Annotated in this window: 13 protein-coding genes and 4 pseudogenes; 5 read left to right on the top strand and 12 right to left on the bottom strand. The window is 52.4% G+C overall.

Going from position 1 to position 14,369, the window contains the following annotated elements; all coding sequences use genetic code 11:
- Nucleotides 1-115: 115 nt before the first annotated feature.
- From fusA to JZM30_RS20095, 7 genes are all read right to left on the bottom strand, one after another.
- Complete coding sequence (gene fusA, locus JZM30_RS20125; protein WP_252320911.1) at nt 116-2,230, bottom strand: elongation factor G; 2,115 nt, start codon at nt 2,228-2,230, stop codon at nt 116-118.
- Between the two features lie 90 nt (nt 2,231-2,320).
- Nucleotides 2,321-2,791 carry a 30S ribosomal protein S7 gene (rpsG, locus tag JZM30_RS20120; protein WP_252320909.1) on the bottom strand — a complete coding sequence of 157 codons (471 nt, stop codon included), beginning with the start codon at nt 2,789-2,791 and terminating at the stop codon, nt 2,321-2,323.
- 96 nt (nt 2,792-2,887) lie between these two features.
- Nucleotides 2,888-3,262 carry a 30S ribosomal protein S12 gene (rpsL, locus tag JZM30_RS20115; protein WP_195315730.1) on the bottom strand — a complete coding sequence of 125 codons (375 nt, stop codon included), beginning with the start codon at nt 3,260-3,262 and terminating at the stop codon, nt 2,888-2,890.
- Nucleotides 3,263-3,393: 131 nt separating this feature from the next.
- Nucleotides 3,394-3,702, bottom strand: a complete 309-nt coding sequence (gene tusB, locus JZM30_RS20110; RefSeq protein ID WP_291829390.1) for a sulfurtransferase complex subunit TusB — start codon at nt 3,700-3,702, stop codon at nt 3,394-3,396.
- 42 nt (nt 3,703-3,744) lie between these two features.
- Nucleotides 3,745-4,104, bottom strand: coding sequence for a sulfurtransferase complex subunit TusC (gene tusC / locus JZM30_RS20105; RefSeq protein ID WP_252320907.1), 360 nt, complete (start codon nt 4,102-4,104; stop codon nt 3,745-3,747).
- A gap of 9 nt (nt 4,105-4,113) precedes the next feature.
- The gene (gene tusD / locus JZM30_RS20100) at nt 4,114-4,503 is read right to left on the bottom strand and encodes a sulfurtransferase complex subunit TusD (RefSeq protein ID WP_252320905.1); all 390 of its coding nucleotides are present in this window, start codon (nt 4,501-4,503) and stop codon (nt 4,114-4,116) included.
- On the bottom strand, nt 4,503-5,225 hold the full coding sequence (locus JZM30_RS20095; protein WP_252320904.1) for a helix-turn-helix transcriptional regulator: 723 nt from the start codon (nt 5,223-5,225) through the stop codon (nt 4,503-4,505). The genes tusD and JZM30_RS20095 overlap by 1 nt, the downstream gene beginning before the upstream one ends.
- A gap of 223 nt (nt 5,226-5,448) precedes the next feature.
- Here JZM30_RS20095 and eptA point away from each other — a divergent pair, with 223 nt between their 5' ends.
- Genes eptA through pmrB form a run of 3 tightly spaced genes read left to right on the top strand, consistent with a single transcriptional unit; the run spans nt 5,449 to nt 8,734 of the window.
- The gene (gene eptA / locus JZM30_RS20090; RefSeq protein WP_252320902.1) at nt 5,449-7,098 is read left to right on the top strand and encodes a phosphoethanolamine transferase EptA; all 1,650 of its coding nucleotides are present in this window, start codon (nt 5,449-5,451) and stop codon (nt 7,096-7,098) included.
- Nucleotides 7,095-7,763 carry a two-component system response regulator PmrA gene (pmrA, locus tag JZM30_RS20085; RefSeq protein WP_252320900.1) on the top strand — a complete coding sequence of 223 codons (669 nt, stop codon included), beginning with the start codon at nt 7,095-7,097 and terminating at the stop codon, nt 7,761-7,763. The genes eptA and pmrA overlap by 4 nt, the downstream gene beginning before the upstream one ends.
- Nucleotides 7,760-8,734, top strand: a complete 975-nt coding sequence (pmrB, locus tag JZM30_RS20080) for a two-component system sensor histidine kinase PmrB (protein ID WP_252320898.1) — start codon at nt 7,760-7,762, stop codon at nt 8,732-8,734. Before pmrA ends, pmrB begins: the two co-directional genes overlap by 4 nt.
- Here the strand turns inward: pmrB and JZM30_RS20075 are convergent.
- The 5 genes and pseudogenes from JZM30_RS20075 to JZM30_RS20055 form a co-directional block, all read right to left on the bottom strand.
- A pseudogene (locus JZM30_RS20075) lies at nt 8,638-9,571 on the bottom strand (amidohydrolase); the annotation flags it as partial. The gene pmrB and the pseudogene JZM30_RS20075 sit on opposite strands and share 97 nt — an antisense overlap.
- A gap of 109 nt (nt 9,572-9,680) precedes the next feature.
- Entirely contained in the window at nt 9,681-10,547 is an 867-nt protein-coding gene (locus JZM30_RS20070) for a transporter substrate-binding domain-containing protein (RefSeq protein WP_252320852.1), read from the bottom strand.
- 68 nt (nt 10,548-10,615) lie between these two features.
- Nucleotides 10,616-11,380: pseudogene (locus JZM30_RS20065) on the bottom strand (ABC transporter ATP-binding protein).
- Nucleotides 11,377-12,105 (bottom strand): ABC transporter permease, encoded by a 729-nt coding sequence (locus tag JZM30_RS20060; RefSeq protein WP_252320896.1) that lies wholly within the window; start codon nt 12,103-12,105, stop codon nt 11,377-11,379. Before JZM30_RS20060 ends, JZM30_RS20065 begins: the two are co-directional and overlap by 4 nt.
- Nucleotides 12,105-12,855, bottom strand: a pseudogene (locus tag JZM30_RS20055) (ABC transporter permease). The gene JZM30_RS20060 and the pseudogene JZM30_RS20055 overlap by 1 nt, the downstream one beginning before the upstream one ends.
- A 287-nt stretch (nt 12,856-13,142) precedes the next feature.
- On the opposite strand from JZM30_RS20055, the gene JZM30_RS20050 reads away from it, so the two are divergent.
- Both JZM30_RS20050 and JZM30_RS20045 read left to right on the top strand, forming a co-directional pair.
- Entirely contained in the window at nt 13,143-13,313 is a 171-nt protein-coding gene (locus JZM30_RS20050; protein WP_252320858.1) for a hypothetical protein, read from the top strand.
- Nucleotides 13,314-13,581: 268 nt separating this feature from the next.
- Nucleotides 13,582-14,367: pseudogene (locus JZM30_RS20045) on the top strand (ABC transporter substrate-binding protein); the annotation flags it as partial.
- Between the last annotated feature and the right edge of the window lie 2 nt (nt 14,368-14,369).

Here is a 14,369-nt window from a genome sequence, read left to right as displayed (position 1 = left end):
CGACGTTAACGTGGGGTTTAGTACGTTCAAATTTTTCTTTAGACACGGCTATATTCCTTACTCAAATACCCTCCCCTGAGGAGAGGGCATGGGATCAATGTATTAGGCTTGGTAATTATTTACCACGAGCTTCAATAACAGCCTGAGCAACGTTGTTCGGCGCATCATCGTACTTCAGGAACTCCATGGAGTAAGAAGCACGGCCTTTGGTCAGAGAACGCAGTTGAGTTGCGTATCCGAACATTTCAGACAGCGGAACTTCGGCATGAATCACAACGCCAGTGACGTTAGATTCCTGACCACGCAGCATACCACGACGACGGCTAAGGTCACCGATTACGTCACCGGTGTTCTCTTCCGGCGTTTCTACTTCAACCTTCATGATCGGCTCAAGCAGAACAGGTTTTGCTTTTTTGAAGCCATCTTTAAAGGCGATAGACGCAGCCAGTTTAAACGCCAGTTCAGAGGAGTCAACGTCATGGTAAGAACCGAAGTGCAGACGCACGCCGAGATCGACCACCGGGTAACCCGCCAGCGGGCCCGCTTTCAGCTGTTCCTGAATACCTTTATCAACGGCAGGGATGTATTCACCAGGAATTACACCACCTTTTATGTCGTTGATGAACTCATAGCCTTTCGGATTTGAGCCCGTCTCCAGCGGATACAGGTCGATAACCACGTGACCATACTGACCACGACCACCAGACTGCTTGGCGTGTTTACCTTCAATATCGGTAACTTTCGCGCGAATCGCTTCACGGTAAGCAACCTGAGGTTTACCGACGTTCGCTTCAACGTTGAACTCACGTTTCATACGGTCAACGATGATGTCGAGGTGCAGCTCACCCATACCGGCGATGATGGTCTGGTTGGATTCTTCGTCAGTCCATACGCGGAAGGACGGGTCTTCTTTCGCCAGACGGCCCAGAGCCAGACCCATTTTTTCCTGGTCAGCTTTGGTTTTCGGCTCAACGGCGATAGAGATAACCGGCTCCGGGAACTCCATACGTTCCAGGATGATCGGAGAATCCGGATCGCACAGGGTATCCCCAGTGGTCACGTCTTTCAGACCGATGGCTGCCGCGATGTCACCAGCGCGAACTTCTTTGATCTCTTCACGTTTGTTAGCGTGCATCTGAACGATACGACCGAAACGCTCACGCGCCGCTTTCACGGAGTTCAGCACGGTATCACCGGAGTTAACCACACCGGAGTACACGCGGAAGAACGTCAGGTTACCTACAAACGGGTCGGTAGCAATTTTGAATGCCAGCGCAGAGAACGGCTCATCATCACTTGCGTGACGTTCAGCCGGCGTGTCTTTACCGTCATCCAGCATACCGTTGATCGCCGGTACATCGACCGGAGATGGCAGGTAATCAACTACCGCATCCAGCATCGCCTGTACACCTTTGTTTTTAAAGGCAGAACCACAGGTAACCAGGATGATTTCGTTGTTCAGAACGCGCTGACGCAGAGCTTTTTTGATCTCTTCTTCAGTCAGTTCTTCACCGCCCAGGTATTTCTCCATCAGCTCTTCGGAAGCTTCCGCAGCGGATTCGATCAGGTTCTGGTGCCATTCGTCAGCCAGTTCCAGCATATCAGCAGGGATGTCTTCGTATTCGAAGGTGACGCCTTGGTCGGCTTCGTTCCAGTTGATCGCTTTCATTTTCACCAGGTCAACAACACCGGTGAAACCTTCTTCAGCACCAATCGCCAATTGCAGCGGAACCGGGTTCGCACCCAAACGGGATTTGATCTGACCAACGACCTTCAGGAAGTTCGCGCCCATACGGTCCATTTTGTTAACGAACGCGATGCGCGGAACTTTGTATTTGTTAGCCTGACGCCATACGGTTTCAGACTGCGGCTGAACACCACCAACAGCACAGTAAACCATGACTGCACCATCAAGAACACGCATGGAACGTTCTACTTCGATAGTGAAGTCAACGTGTCCCGGGGTGTCGATGATATTTACGCGGTGCGGCTCAAACTGCTTCGCCATACCAGACCAGAACGCAGTAGTCGCAGCTGAGGTAATGGTAATCCCACGCTCTTGCTCCTGCTCCATCCAGTCCATCGTGGCGGCGCCGTCGTGAACTTCACCGATTTTGTGGTTTACACCTGTGTAGAACAGAATACGTTCAGTCGTGGTGGTTTTACCGGCGTCGATGTGTGCACTGATACCGATATTACGGTAGCGTGCAATGGGTGTTGTACGAGCCATTTGTTTCCTCTATATCTTCGGACGTTCAATTCATCAGTTAACACAAACGGGCGGGCCGCAAAGCACGCCCGCCTGATTAGCCCGCGGGAATTACCAGCGGTAGTGAGCGAACGCCTTGTTGGCTTCGGCCATGCGGTGAACGTCTTCACGTTTCTTAACAGCAGTACCTTTGTTGTCTGCTGCATCAGAAAGTTCGTTCGCCAGGCGCAAAGCCATCGATTTATCACCGCGTTTACGAGCAGCTTCAACGATCCAACGCATTGCCAAGGCATTACGACGGACCGGACGGACTTCAACCGGAACCTGGTAAGTTGAACCACCTACACGGCGGGACTTAACTTCGACAGTCGGACGAACGTTGTCCAGAGCGACTTCGAAAGCTTCCAGTTCGTTTTTACCAGAACGCTGTGCCATGGTTTCCAGCGCGGTATAGACGATTGCTTCTGCGGTAGATTTTTTACCGTCTACCATCAGAATGTTTACAAATTTGGCCAGTAATTCAGATCCGAACTTAGGATCCGGCAGAATTTTACGTTGACCAATGACGCGACGACGTGGCATGGAAATACTCCGTTGTTAATTCAGGATTGTCCAAAACTCTACGAGTTTAGTTTGACATTTAAGTTAAAACGTTTGGCCTTACTTAACGGAGAACCATTAAGCCTTGGGACGCTTAACGCCGTACTTGGAACGGCTCTGCTTACGATCTTTAACACCAGAGCAGTCCAGTGCACCACGTACGGTGTGGTAACGCACACCCGGGAGGTCTTTAACACGACCGCCACGGATCAGGATCACGGAGTGTTCCTGCAAGTTGTGACCTTCACCACCGATGTAGGAAGTCACTTCAAAACCGTTAGTCAAACGCACACGGCATACTTTACGCAGTGCGGAGTTTGGTTTTTTCGGAGTGGTGGTATATACGCGAGTACATACACCACGTTTTTGCGGGCACGCTTCCAGCGCAGGAACGTTGCTTTTTGCAACCTTCAGAGAGCGCGGTTTGCGAACCAGCTGGTTAATTGTTGCCATTAAAAACTCCTGGTTTTTTTCGCTTCGTAAACACGTGATAAATCGCCCCATATATTACAGAGTAAAATATGGGGACGCAGAATTTTAGGGCTGACGGTGAAAAGAGTCAAGAAATAGTCAAAATTTCAGCATCACCACGCCAGTTGCACAGCGTGTTGGGCGGTCAGCCGGACAAATTCAGTATAGTCGACCAGTAGAATACTGGTTGATATTTGTTCTGCCAACCCACGGGCATTCACATCTTCCTGCAACGCGTAGACAGGAATGCCCAATGCCAGCAGGCGCGCCACCACGTTCCCCTGCCCCAACGCGGCAATAACGCCGTCTTGCAGCAGCAGCAGCGCATCCTGTGGCAACACGCAACGCAACATAGCGTCTATATCGGTGTGATAGGGCGAACGTGAAAGCGTGTGCAAGCGCGTTTTCAGAGATTGGGTCACAGGCTGCATAAGCGTAGCACTCTCAAATGAAACACTCTCAAATTAAAACGTAAGGACAGTGTCATAGTCGGCAAGCGTTGCACGCAGGGCATCCGGCGCAAGCCGTTCAACATCAATCACCCATGCCGTATCCGCGTTCAGGCCGCGCTGATCGGCAGACACCGCGCACAGATAGCAGCGCTCGATATCGTACAGCGGTAGCACGCCAAACGTGGCAATGTAGTTACGCATCAGAATGGTGTCAGGTTGCTGGTCGGGCAACAGTTGTAGCACACCGTCACCGATAAAAAACACACCAATATCATCGCTCAGCGCCGAGGTGGCCAATAAGGCATCCAGCCCTTCTCGCCCCGACGCGTCACCGTGCGGAGCATGGGTAAACAAAAAAGCGATGCGTTTCATTATCGCTCCTTAAAACTGTACGACGCGATCGCACGTCAACACGGACTGAGCCAGTTCACCTAACCCGCTCAGTGAAAAACCCGGTTGCAGATTAGAGGCAGGCAGTTCGAGCAGCCTTTCCTGTTCACAGTCCGTGATACCGCGACGCAGTGCGGCAGCCACGCAAACATTCAGCGTCACCTGGTGCATTGCCCACAACTGCTGCCACGCACGCGTCAAATCGAACTCGTCATTCGCGGGAGACGTCAGTTGACTGGCGTTCAGCACCCCTTCCCGATAAAAAAATACGCTTTCCAGGCTGTGCCCTTGTGCAATCAAAGCCAGGGCAAACAGCAGCGCGCTACTCGCCTGCTGCGTACCGTATGCCGGGCCTGTCACCAAGAGGCAATAACGCAACATTAGCGGTCGTGCCCGCTGAAATCACCGTTTTTAAACTGGCGAATGTAGAGGTAAACGGTGTGCTTGGAAATATTCAAGCGATCCGCCACCTGATTGATCGCGTCTTTTATATCGAAAATACCCTTTTCATAGAGGTTCAGCACAATTTGCCGGTTCTTGGCATTGTTAGATACGTTGCGATCCGCGTTCACTTCTTCAATAGAGAACTCGAGCGTCTGCGCAACGAGATCGTCCACGGAGGAGGCAAAGTTCACCGATGAGGTCACTTCATGGGTTTCCGGCGGAATAAATGTCTGCACAATCTGGGAAAAAGGCACATCAAGGTTCATGTTGATGCACAGCAGGCCGATCACACGTTGCTCGCGGTTACGAATGGCGATAGTGACTGATTTCATCAGCACACCGCTTTTGGCTCGAGTGAAGTACGCTTTGGATACGCTACTGTCTTCTCCCGCCATATAGTGCAGCATACGCAACGCCAGATCGGTAATCGGTGAACCGATTTTACGCCCGGTGTGTTCGCCGTTGGCAATGCGCACCGCAGAGCATTTAAGATCTTCTAACGCGTGCAACACGATTTCACAGTGTTCACCGATCAGCATCGCCAGACCGTCTACCACCGCCTCGTAAGATTTCAGGATCTCATGGTCCGTCTGGTTAAACGGCCGTTCCTCCAGCAAATCAAGTTCATTTGATTCGCCAGACACAAGCGAATTTGACATGACTGACACCATCCTCGACATCATCTATTTAATTGCCTTAAGCGTTTAGGCACCCACCATAGACAGGACATTAAGTCTACCAAATGTCCCTTCTCCCGTCCCCGCATTTCACGGTTCTACCCCCTTTTACACGACATCTGAACGTCATCTTAAGGTTGGCTTAATTTTAATATCTTAACGTCACGCGCTATCACTCATTTTGTCTTTATTCATTGAGATAGCCATGAAAATTCGTTTTACCCTTTCCCGCCCCGAGTGGACAAGCATCGGCTACGTGCTGTTTTTCTCCGCCTTTATCACACTGGTGCAAAACGTTGCTTACTATCGTCAAACGATGCACCTGCTAGATTTCAGCCAGCGCGCCACGCTGCCTTTTTTCCTGAGCATGCCGTTGGTGATTTTCGCCGTACTGAATATCGTCTTTACCCTGTTCGCCATTCCCTATCTGCGTCAATGGGCAATTGCCGCGCTGCTGATCGCGGGCGCTTCAGTGCAATATTTCATGCTGAACTACAGCATTATTATCGATCGCACCATGATACAGAATGTGATGGAAACCAACGTGTCGGAATCTGTCGATCTGTTAACCCCGCAACTGGCACTCTGGGTATTGCTGTTCGGGGTCTTGCCTGCCGGCTTCGCCTTGTGGGTAAAAATAAAACCGACAGCATTTACCATGATCAGTATGGGTCAGCGCTTTTTGATTATCGCACTGTCAGTGTTGATAATATTGCTCGTCGCCACGCTATTTTACAAAGATTACGCGTCATTAATGCGAAATAACAAGGAGTTGGTGAAATCCATTACCCCCAGCAATGTGATAGCCGCCAATCTTTCCTACTTTAAACATCGGGCGTTGGCCAATCAGCCATTGGTGCAAATCGGCCTGGATGCACACCAGGGACCACGTCCTGCAAACGCTAATGGTAAGAAAAACCTAATCATTTTGGTGGTAGGGGAAACCGCCCGCGCTGAAAACTTCTCTCTGGGGGGATACAGCAAAGAGACCAACCAGCAGTTGAAAAAAGCCAACGTGATCTATTTTCCTAATACCCAGTCCTGTGGCACCTCTACTGGCGTTTCAGTGCCCTGCATGTTCTCTAACATGCCACGCACGCAATACGATGCCGCATTGGCCAGCCATCAGGAAGGGCTGCTGGATATTGTTCAGCGCGCCGGCATCAATGTGTTGTGGCAGGAAAATGACGGCGGGTGCAAGGGCGTCTGCGATCGGGTTCCCAGCAAAGATATTCCCAGCATCGCAGCACCGGGCTTATGCAGCGGCGGAGAATGCTACGATGAGGCGCTGTTCATTGGCGTGGGAGAGCATATCAATCAACTGAACAGCGATGCCATTATTGTGCTGCACACGATTGGCAGCCACGGGCCGGCCTATTACAAACGCTATCCCGAGGCGTTCAAACACTTTACACCGACCTGCGACACTAACCAGATTCAGAACTGTTCCCGAGAGGCGTTAACCAACACCTATGACAACACGCTGCTTTACCTGGATAACACATTAAACCACGTTATCGAGCTGCTGAAAAACCATCAGGATAAGTTCAATACCGCATTGGTTTATCTCTCCGACCATGGAGAATCATTGGGGGAAGACGGTGTTTATTTACACACCATGCCCTATGCCGTAGCCCCGTCACAACAAACGCATATTCCGATGTTGATGTGGTTATCGCACGACTACCAGCAACAATTTGCCGTGCAGGAGACATGTTTGCGACAACGCGCGCAAACGCAAAGTTATTCGCAAGACAATCTGTTTCACACCATACTGGGAATGCTTAATGTGACTACCAACGAATATCAGCCTGAATGGGATATCCTCAAGGGATGTCGGGATAAAACTGCGTGAGATTGTTGATTGTAGAAGATGATGCCTTACTGCAAGAGGGACTGTTACTGGCGCTCAGCCAGGAAGGGTACGCCTGCGACTGCGCGTGCGGAACCAAGCAGGCGGATGCGCTGTTAAACAGCGCACCATACAGTCTGGTGGTTCTGGATCTCGGGCTACCGGATGGCGATGGCTTGCAACTGCTGGCTCGTTGGCGCAAACAGCACCAGCATATGCCCGTATTAATCCTGACCGCCCGCGATACCGTCGACGATCGCGTCAGCGGGCTGGATTCAGGAGCCGATGACTATCTGGTTAAGCCGTTTGCGCTGACGGAGCTGCCGGCACGCGTCAGAGCCCTGATCCGCCGCCACCAAGGCGCAAGCGACAATCTGGTTGTGGTAGGTGATCTCTGTCTTGACCTCACGACTCAACAGGTGAGCCTGAAGCACAAATCGGTTATTCTGACGCCCAAAGAGTTTGCGATTCTCGCAAGGCTGGTATTAAAAGCCGGGCAGCCCGTTCACCGTGAACTGCTGCATCAGGATATTTACAGTTGGAATGACGATCCCGCCTCAAACTCACTTGAAGTTCACATTCATCATTTACGACAAAAAATCGGCAAAGCGCGCATCCGTACCTTGCGTGGCTTCGGTTACCTGTTCACCACCGAGGATGAATCATGAAACGCATTTTCAGCTCGATGTCTCCCCCTGCGGCCAGCATGCGCTGGAGGCTTATCATCGCGCTGGGATGTATTTTGCTGACGTGTCAGCTCATCAGTGTCGCCTGGCTATGGCATGAAAGTAATGAGCAGATCGAGTTCCTGGTGGATAAAACGCTGAGCGAACACGCGCGCAACGAGCATATCGCCAAGGAAATACGCGAATCGATCGCCGATTATCAGCAGGTGGAAGAGATTGCCGCCGTGACACGCTCCATGAACCAACTCTTTGTGCGCCTGAATGAAACACTGGAACGAGAGCGCCAATTTACCGCTGACGTCGCGCATGAATTACGTACCACGCTGGCGGGAATACGGCTGCACCTGGAACTCCAGCAGCAGCGTCACGGGATCGATTGCCAACCGCTGATTGCACGCATCGATACCATGACACGAACCGTTGAACAACTGCTTCAGTTGGCACGCGCCGCCGTGGCGTTTTCCGCCGGCCACTACCAACAGGTTTCGCTGACTCAGGATGTGATTGTCCCCATACAGGATGCGGTGGAAGAGATGGTCAGTCAGCGCAACCAGCGTATTGACTGGCAAATCAACGAGGGAGATGTGGCGATACAGGGCGATGCCACGTTACTGCAACTGCTGCTGCGTAATTTGATCGAAAACGCCCACCGTTACAGTCCCCCAGAGAGCACGATTACCGTGCGACTTACCGCCGACCCGGAAATCACCTTGCAGGTGCGTGACCAAGGGTCAGGCATTGATGAAAGCAAAGTTGGCGAATTGAGCAAGGCGTTTGTCCGCATGGACACGCGCTACGGCGGCATCGGGTTGGGGTTGAGTATTGTCACCCGCGATGCCAACTGCATCACGGTGCAGTTGGCATCGCCGCTGATCACTTCCCAACTCACTTCTGTTTCGGTCATCAGCGCTGCACCTTGTGCGATTTTCTTCACACGTTTCACTAACTGGTGAAGTTCAGGTAACTGACGCGTCCGTACCAGATAGCGTACCGTTGCGTTGGCCTGAACGACGTTAGGTGCATGACCACCGCTGCCGGTGATGGCGTAGTGCACGCGCGCCGATGACGGCATGTGTTCGCGCATGTAGTTAACGCCAACGTTCATCAGCTCTACGGCATCCAGCGTACTGCGTCCCAGATGTGGGCTGCTGGCGGCGTGCGAAGCGCGGCCTTTGAAATAAAAGTTCAGTTCGTTGCAAGCCAGAGAATCCGGGCTGTTAACGCCGGTAAAGGTGGCTAGGTGCCAGCAGATGGCAATATCCACATCGTCAAATACGCCCTCTTTGACCATAAAACCTTTGGAGGAGCCGCCCTCTTCCGCCGGACAACCGTAAAAGCGCACGGTGCCGGATAACTGATGCTGTTGCAGGTAATCTTTTACCGCAGTGGCGGCCTGCAATGCGGCGGTGCCAAGCAAATTGTGGCCGCAGCCGTGACCGTTACCACCCGCATCGATAGGGCAAGGCTCAGCGACGCCCGCTTGCTGGCTCAGGCCCGGCAACGCATCGTATTCACCCAGTAGGGCAATCACCGGTTTACCGGAACCAAATTAGCCCAGCAAGGCGGTTGGCATCCCGGCAATACCCGTTGTCAGGCGAAAGCCTTCCTGCTTGAGTACCGCTTCATGCAGTGCAGCAGAGCGGGTTTCTTCATAGTTGAGTTCCGGTACATCCCAGATGCTATCGCTGAGCGCGGTGAACTGCGGATTTTTCGCGGCAATCAGTTCGCGCAGGGCGCTAACGGTGTGTGTCTATGGCGGGCAAGGTGTGTTGTTCTGATGGCGAAGTCATGGATCAGGTGCTCCTGCGGTGATAACCGTGAATACGGTGGGAAATAAAGAAGACGTGGCGTCAATCAGACGCCACGTTCGTGGTTCACATTAGGTTCGCGAGAAGGCGATCAGAGCGGGGTGGTATCCATGCCAAACCATTTTTCACTCAGCTTCTTGATGGTACCGTCTGCTTTAGCCTGGTCGATGGCTTTATCAAACATGGCTTTCAGCTCAGGATCGCTTTTACGCAGGCCGATGGATGAGCCGCTGCCCAAAATGCCGCCGATAAACTGCGGGCCAGCCATCACGATTTCGCCGTTTGATTTGTCAGCGGTATTTTTCATGTAAGGCGCTGAGCCGATAACCAGATCGACGCGACCGGCTTTCAGATCCAGATCGTGCTCTTGCATGGTTTTGTATTCGCGTACGGTCATCATGCCTTTGAAGTATTTATCCAACAGCGTGCTGGCGATCGAGGCAGACTGAACGCCAATGGTTTTGCCTTTAAGCAGCGGGCGCAATTTTTCAACTTCAGCGATGGCAGTGACTTCATCTTTCTCATTGAGGGAGAAACGGGTGCCCAGATCCGGCAGCGATGCCAGCGGGCTGGATTTCAGCACGGCAAAGGTTTGGCCCGCCTGCGTGTAGGGCTGGCTGAAATCGATCACTTCACGGCGCTTCGGCGTGGCAGACATGCCGGAGATGATGGCATCAAACTTACCGGCGTTCAGCGCCGGAATGCTGCTGACAAACGGCTGCACCATGATCTCGCATTTTACTTTCATGTTGTCGCACAGCACTTTGTACAGCTCAATTTCCATGCCATCCAGCGTACCGTCTGGCTTGGTGAAGTTGTACGGGTGATAAGCACCTTCAGTGGCGATGCGCACGGTGCTCCAGGTTTTACCGGCTTCTGCCGCAGCATTGAATGACGTAGAGAGTGCGCCAGCCAGACAAAGCGCATAGGCGGCGGCAGCGAGTTTGGTTTTTATCATTGAGGTATCTCCTGGTGGTTGTCTGTTGTGTTCTTAAGACTAGCATTGTGTTGATAAACGCAGTTCTGTTACCAACTGGCAATAAACTGGCGGAAACGAGCTGACTGGCTGGCAGTAAACATCTGTTCCGGCGTGCCTTGTTATTCGATCTCACCCTGATGCAGGAACACCACGCGGTTAGAGACTTCACGCGCAAAGTCCATTTCATGGGTTACGACCAGCATGGTCATACCTTCATAGGCTAACTGGCGCATCACGCGCAGCACTTCTCCGACCAACTCCGGATCCAGCGCTGATGTGGGTTCATCAAACAGCATCACCTTGGGTGACATGGCCAGCGCACATGCAATCGCGGCACGCTGTTGCTGCCCACCAGAAATGTGGGAAGGGTAGTAATGACGTTTATCCGCCAGCCCGACCTTCTCAAGCAACTGCTCTGCATGCTCTTTGGCGTCCTGCGGGGCGCGTTTCAGTACGTGGATCGGCGCTTCAATCACGTTTTCCAGTACGGTTTTGTGCGACCACAGATTGAAGTTTTGAAACACCATGCCAAGCTGGGTACGGATACGGTCGATCTGTTTCGAGCTGGCTGGACGGTTTTGACCTTGGCGATTCACTTTCATCGCGATGGTTTCGCCGCCCACAATAATTTCGCCATGATCGGGGATTTCAAGCAGGTTGGTACAGCGCAGCAGGGTGGATTTGCCCGAGCCGGAAGAACCCAGAATCGAGACGACCTCGCCATGACTGTCTTAAAACGAGATCCCTTTCAGGACTTCCAGTGAGCCGAAACGCTTGTGAATGTTGCGCAGGCTGATAGCGGCGGTACTCATGATGGGTTTCCTTTCATATTCTTAACTTCAGCCAGCGACTGCGGTGCGCGCAGATACGGCGTCATACGGTGTTCGACAAAAGCCAGCAGGCTGGTAAGCACCAAATTGATCAGCAGATAAATGGCTCCCGCTACCAGAAACACTTCCAGTGCGCGGTAGGTTTCCGCAATCAAGCGTGCCGCGATGCCGGTGATTTCCATCAGCGTGATGATGGACGCAAGCGAGGTGGATTTGATCATGGAGATCAATTCGTTGCCGTAGGCAGGCAGGACCTGGCGAATGGCGAGCGGAAACACGATGCGGGTAAATATTTTCCAGGATGGCATGCCACAGGCGCGCGCCGCTTCGATCTGCCCGGCGGGCACCGATAGCAAACCACCACGAATGATTTCGCTGGCGTAAGCGCCGGTGCAAAGCGTCAATGACAGTAGCGCACACCAATATGGTTCGCGCAGTATTGGCCGCAGCACGCTTTCTCGCACCCAACTGAATTGCCCTAAACCGTAGTAGATAAGGAACAACTGCACCAGTAGCGGTGTGCCACGAAAGAACAGCACATACAGGCGTGCGACCGATTGCAGCAGCCGGTTACCAGAAAGTTGCATCGCGGCCAGCGTCAAGGCTAAAAAGAAGCCGAGCAGCACCGATCCCACCGCGAGTTGGAGTGTGAGCGGTATGCCGGGAATAATCTCCAGGAAGGTTTCGTAGAAAAAAGTAGCGTCCATTACCGTCTAACACCTCGCGAATAGTGTACCTCCGCGCGGCGCATCAGCCAGCCGGAAAAAATCGAAATCACCAGATAAATCATGGTGGCAGCCATGTAGAAATCAAATGGTTTGCCTGTGGAACCTGCGCCGATCTGGGACTGGGTCAACAGTTCTGCCACGCCGGTTACCGACACTAGCGCCGAGGCTTTCAGCACCAGTTGCCAGACGTTGCCGAACGCGGGAATGGCATGGCGCAGCAGCGGCAGCGGCAGCGGCAGCGGCAGCGGCAGCGGCAGCGGAATAATAATGCGGCGCAGGCGCAGCAGGATAGGCATACCGCAGGCTTTAGCGGCTTCTATCTCGCCTTTGGCTACGGCGTAGAATGCGCCGCGAAACACTTCTGTTTGCTGTGCCCCTGAGGATATGCCGACGGCAATGACCCCGGCGATATAGCCGGGAAAACCGATAAAGCCGCTGTGGCCAAACAGGCTTGCCAGCAGCGTTAGTGCAGAGCTACCGCCAAAGTAGAGCAGGAAAATAATCAGCAGATCGGGAATGCCGCGTGTCACGGTGGTGTAGCATTCCGCCACAAAGCGAAGTGGCCGATTACCAGCTATTTTTGACCAGGCACCGAGGGTGCCGATGAGTGCGCCTAATAAAAAACCGCCTAATGCCAATGCCATGGTCATTCCAGTCCCCATCAGCAGCCAATCTTCCCCAGCCATTCTCACCAAAACTGATGAGTTGCCAAAATGTCATTTGTTCCACGTATTACTCCAATTTTCTTTTTGCAGGCATAGCTCCGCGCGCGGCCTGAACGCTGCTGGTGACCCTTGACCGGACTCTCTCGCATTAAGCAGAGAACGTGGTAATCAAAGCAATATTCAGGCCACGTTTTTATTATTGTTGAAACGATTAATTATGCATATAAATTGCTTATTAATCAGTATTTCATTTTATTGTTTTGGTGACTACTCACACTTTAGGGGGCGGTAGCAGCTGAAAACACCGTATTGGCACCAATATGGTGCATTAAAATGCACTGAATTAGTGCGATGTGTGATTTTGGTGCGGTGTTCGCGCCTGGCTGTTACATGGTTAGCCTCTCGCGCAGGCTTACCGTCTCGACCATGATCGTCAAACTGGAGTGGTTGGCCGTTGCGCAGCACACCAAAAGTAGCGGCATTATCCTCGCATATTGTGCGGGTAATCCGAACCGTTGGTGATGTTGTTCACAGGCTTATGGGCACTTGCACAAATATTTGCGCCGGATTTTCTGCATTTGAAAGAAATTGCCTAATGACTCACCAGGTTGTAACACCAATAATTACAAATAATAAAACGATATTTTTATTTAATTAATACATCATTTCTTTTGTGATCGCGGTCTCAGTCGCACTGGCTGGGTAGCGATAGTACAAATCGGGTTTGTCGCTCGCCGTCGGCCTGAATGTTGTTTTCTCTATGTTATTGAATTTTAAGGTAGGTAATCGCGTGAAAATTGAATCCATTTATGTCACCGTTTTTACGTATCCCACTCGTCGCGTGTCCGACAGTGCGGGACATTCGCATCCAGGAGAAGAGAATCAGGCCAAGATGGCCCTCTTGACGCTGACCACCGACGATGGACATCAGGGCTATGCATTTGCACCACCAGAAGTGGTTCGTCCCCATATTATCAACGCGTTCTTCCGCAAGGTGCTGATCGGGCAGAACCCGTTTGACAGAGAACGTCTGTGGCAAGATCTGGTGCATTGGCAGCGCGGCAGCGCCAACCAACTGACCGATCGCGCCATCTCTATCGTGGAATCTGCGCTGTGGGATCTGCAAGGCCGCTTCCTGAATATGCCAGTACACAAACTGCTGGGCGGTTTTCGTGAAAAAGTGCCAGCTTACGGCAGCACCATGTGCGGCGATGAGCTGGAAGGCGGCCTTTAGACGCCGGAAGAGTACGGCCAGTTTGCCGAGAAACTGGTGGCGCGCGGCTATAAGGCGATCAAGCTGCACACCTGGATGCCGCCGGTATCCTTCGCACCCAGCCCGCAGATGGACGTTAAAGCCTGTGCTGCCGTGCGTGAAGCGGTGCGCTACCTCATCGATTACGACGGTATCAACAAGACCGTGATGCCAGGCTATGGTTTCTACCACCAGCGCCCGATTCAGGCGGGAATGGACGCCACGCTGCCTAACCCCGGTTACAAGCTGGACGTGCCGAAGGCCAAGGCGCTGCTGGCGGAAGCGGGTTATCCGAACGGCTTTGAAAACACGCTGCGGGTGCTGGA

The sequence above is a fragment of the Candidatus Symbiopectobacterium endolongispinus genome (assembly GCF_018777385.1).
Taxonomy (GTDB): Bacteria; Pseudomonadota; Gammaproteobacteria; order Enterobacterales; family Enterobacteriaceae; genus Symbiopectobacterium; species Symbiopectobacterium endolongispinus.
The sequence above is the reverse complement of the archived record's forward strand: the minus strand, read 5'-3'. Positions and strand labels throughout refer to the sequence as shown.

Excerpts from the sequence above, each read along its gene's own strand:
- fusA (WP_252320911.1), bottom strand. The coding sequence starts at position 2,230 with ATGGCTCGTACAACACCCATTGCACGCTACCGTAATATCGGTATCAGT.
- rpsG (WP_252320909.1), bottom strand. The coding sequence starts at position 2,791 with ATGCCACGTCGTCGCGTCATTGGTCAACGTAAAATTCTGCCGGATCCT.
- rpsL (WP_195315730.1), bottom strand. The coding sequence starts at position 3,262 with ATGGCAACAATTAACCAGCTGGTTCGCAAACCGCGCTCTCTGAAGGTT.
- tusC (WP_252320907.1), bottom strand. The coding sequence starts at position 4,104 with ATGAAACGCATCGCTTTTTTGTTTACCCATGCTCCGCACGGTGACGCG.
- tusD (WP_252320905.1), bottom strand. The coding sequence starts at position 4,503 with ATGTTGCGTTATTGCCTCTTGGTGACAGGCCCGGCATACGGTACGCAG.
- JZM30_RS20095 (WP_252320904.1), bottom strand. The coding sequence starts at position 5,225 with ATGTCAAATTCGCTTGTGTCTGGCGAATCAAATGAACTTGATTTGCTG.
- eptA (WP_252320902.1), top strand. The coding sequence starts at position 5,449 with ATGAAAATTCGTTTTACCCTTTCCCGCCCCGAGTGGACAAGCATCGGC.
- pmrB (WP_252320898.1), top strand. The coding sequence starts at position 7,760 with ATGAAACGCATTTTCAGCTCGATGTCTCCCCCTGCGGCCAGCATGCGC.
- JZM30_RS20070 (WP_252320852.1), bottom strand. The coding sequence starts at position 10,547 with ATGATAAAAACCAAACTCGCTGCCGCCGCCTATGCGCTTTGTCTGGCT.
- JZM30_RS20060 (WP_252320896.1), bottom strand. The coding sequence starts at position 12,105 with ATGGACGCTACTTTTTTCTACGAAACCTTCCTGGAGATTATTCCCGGC.
- JZM30_RS20050 (WP_252320858.1), top strand. The coding sequence starts at position 13,143 with ATGTGTGATTTTGGTGCGGTGTTCGCGCCTGGCTGTTACATGGTTAGC.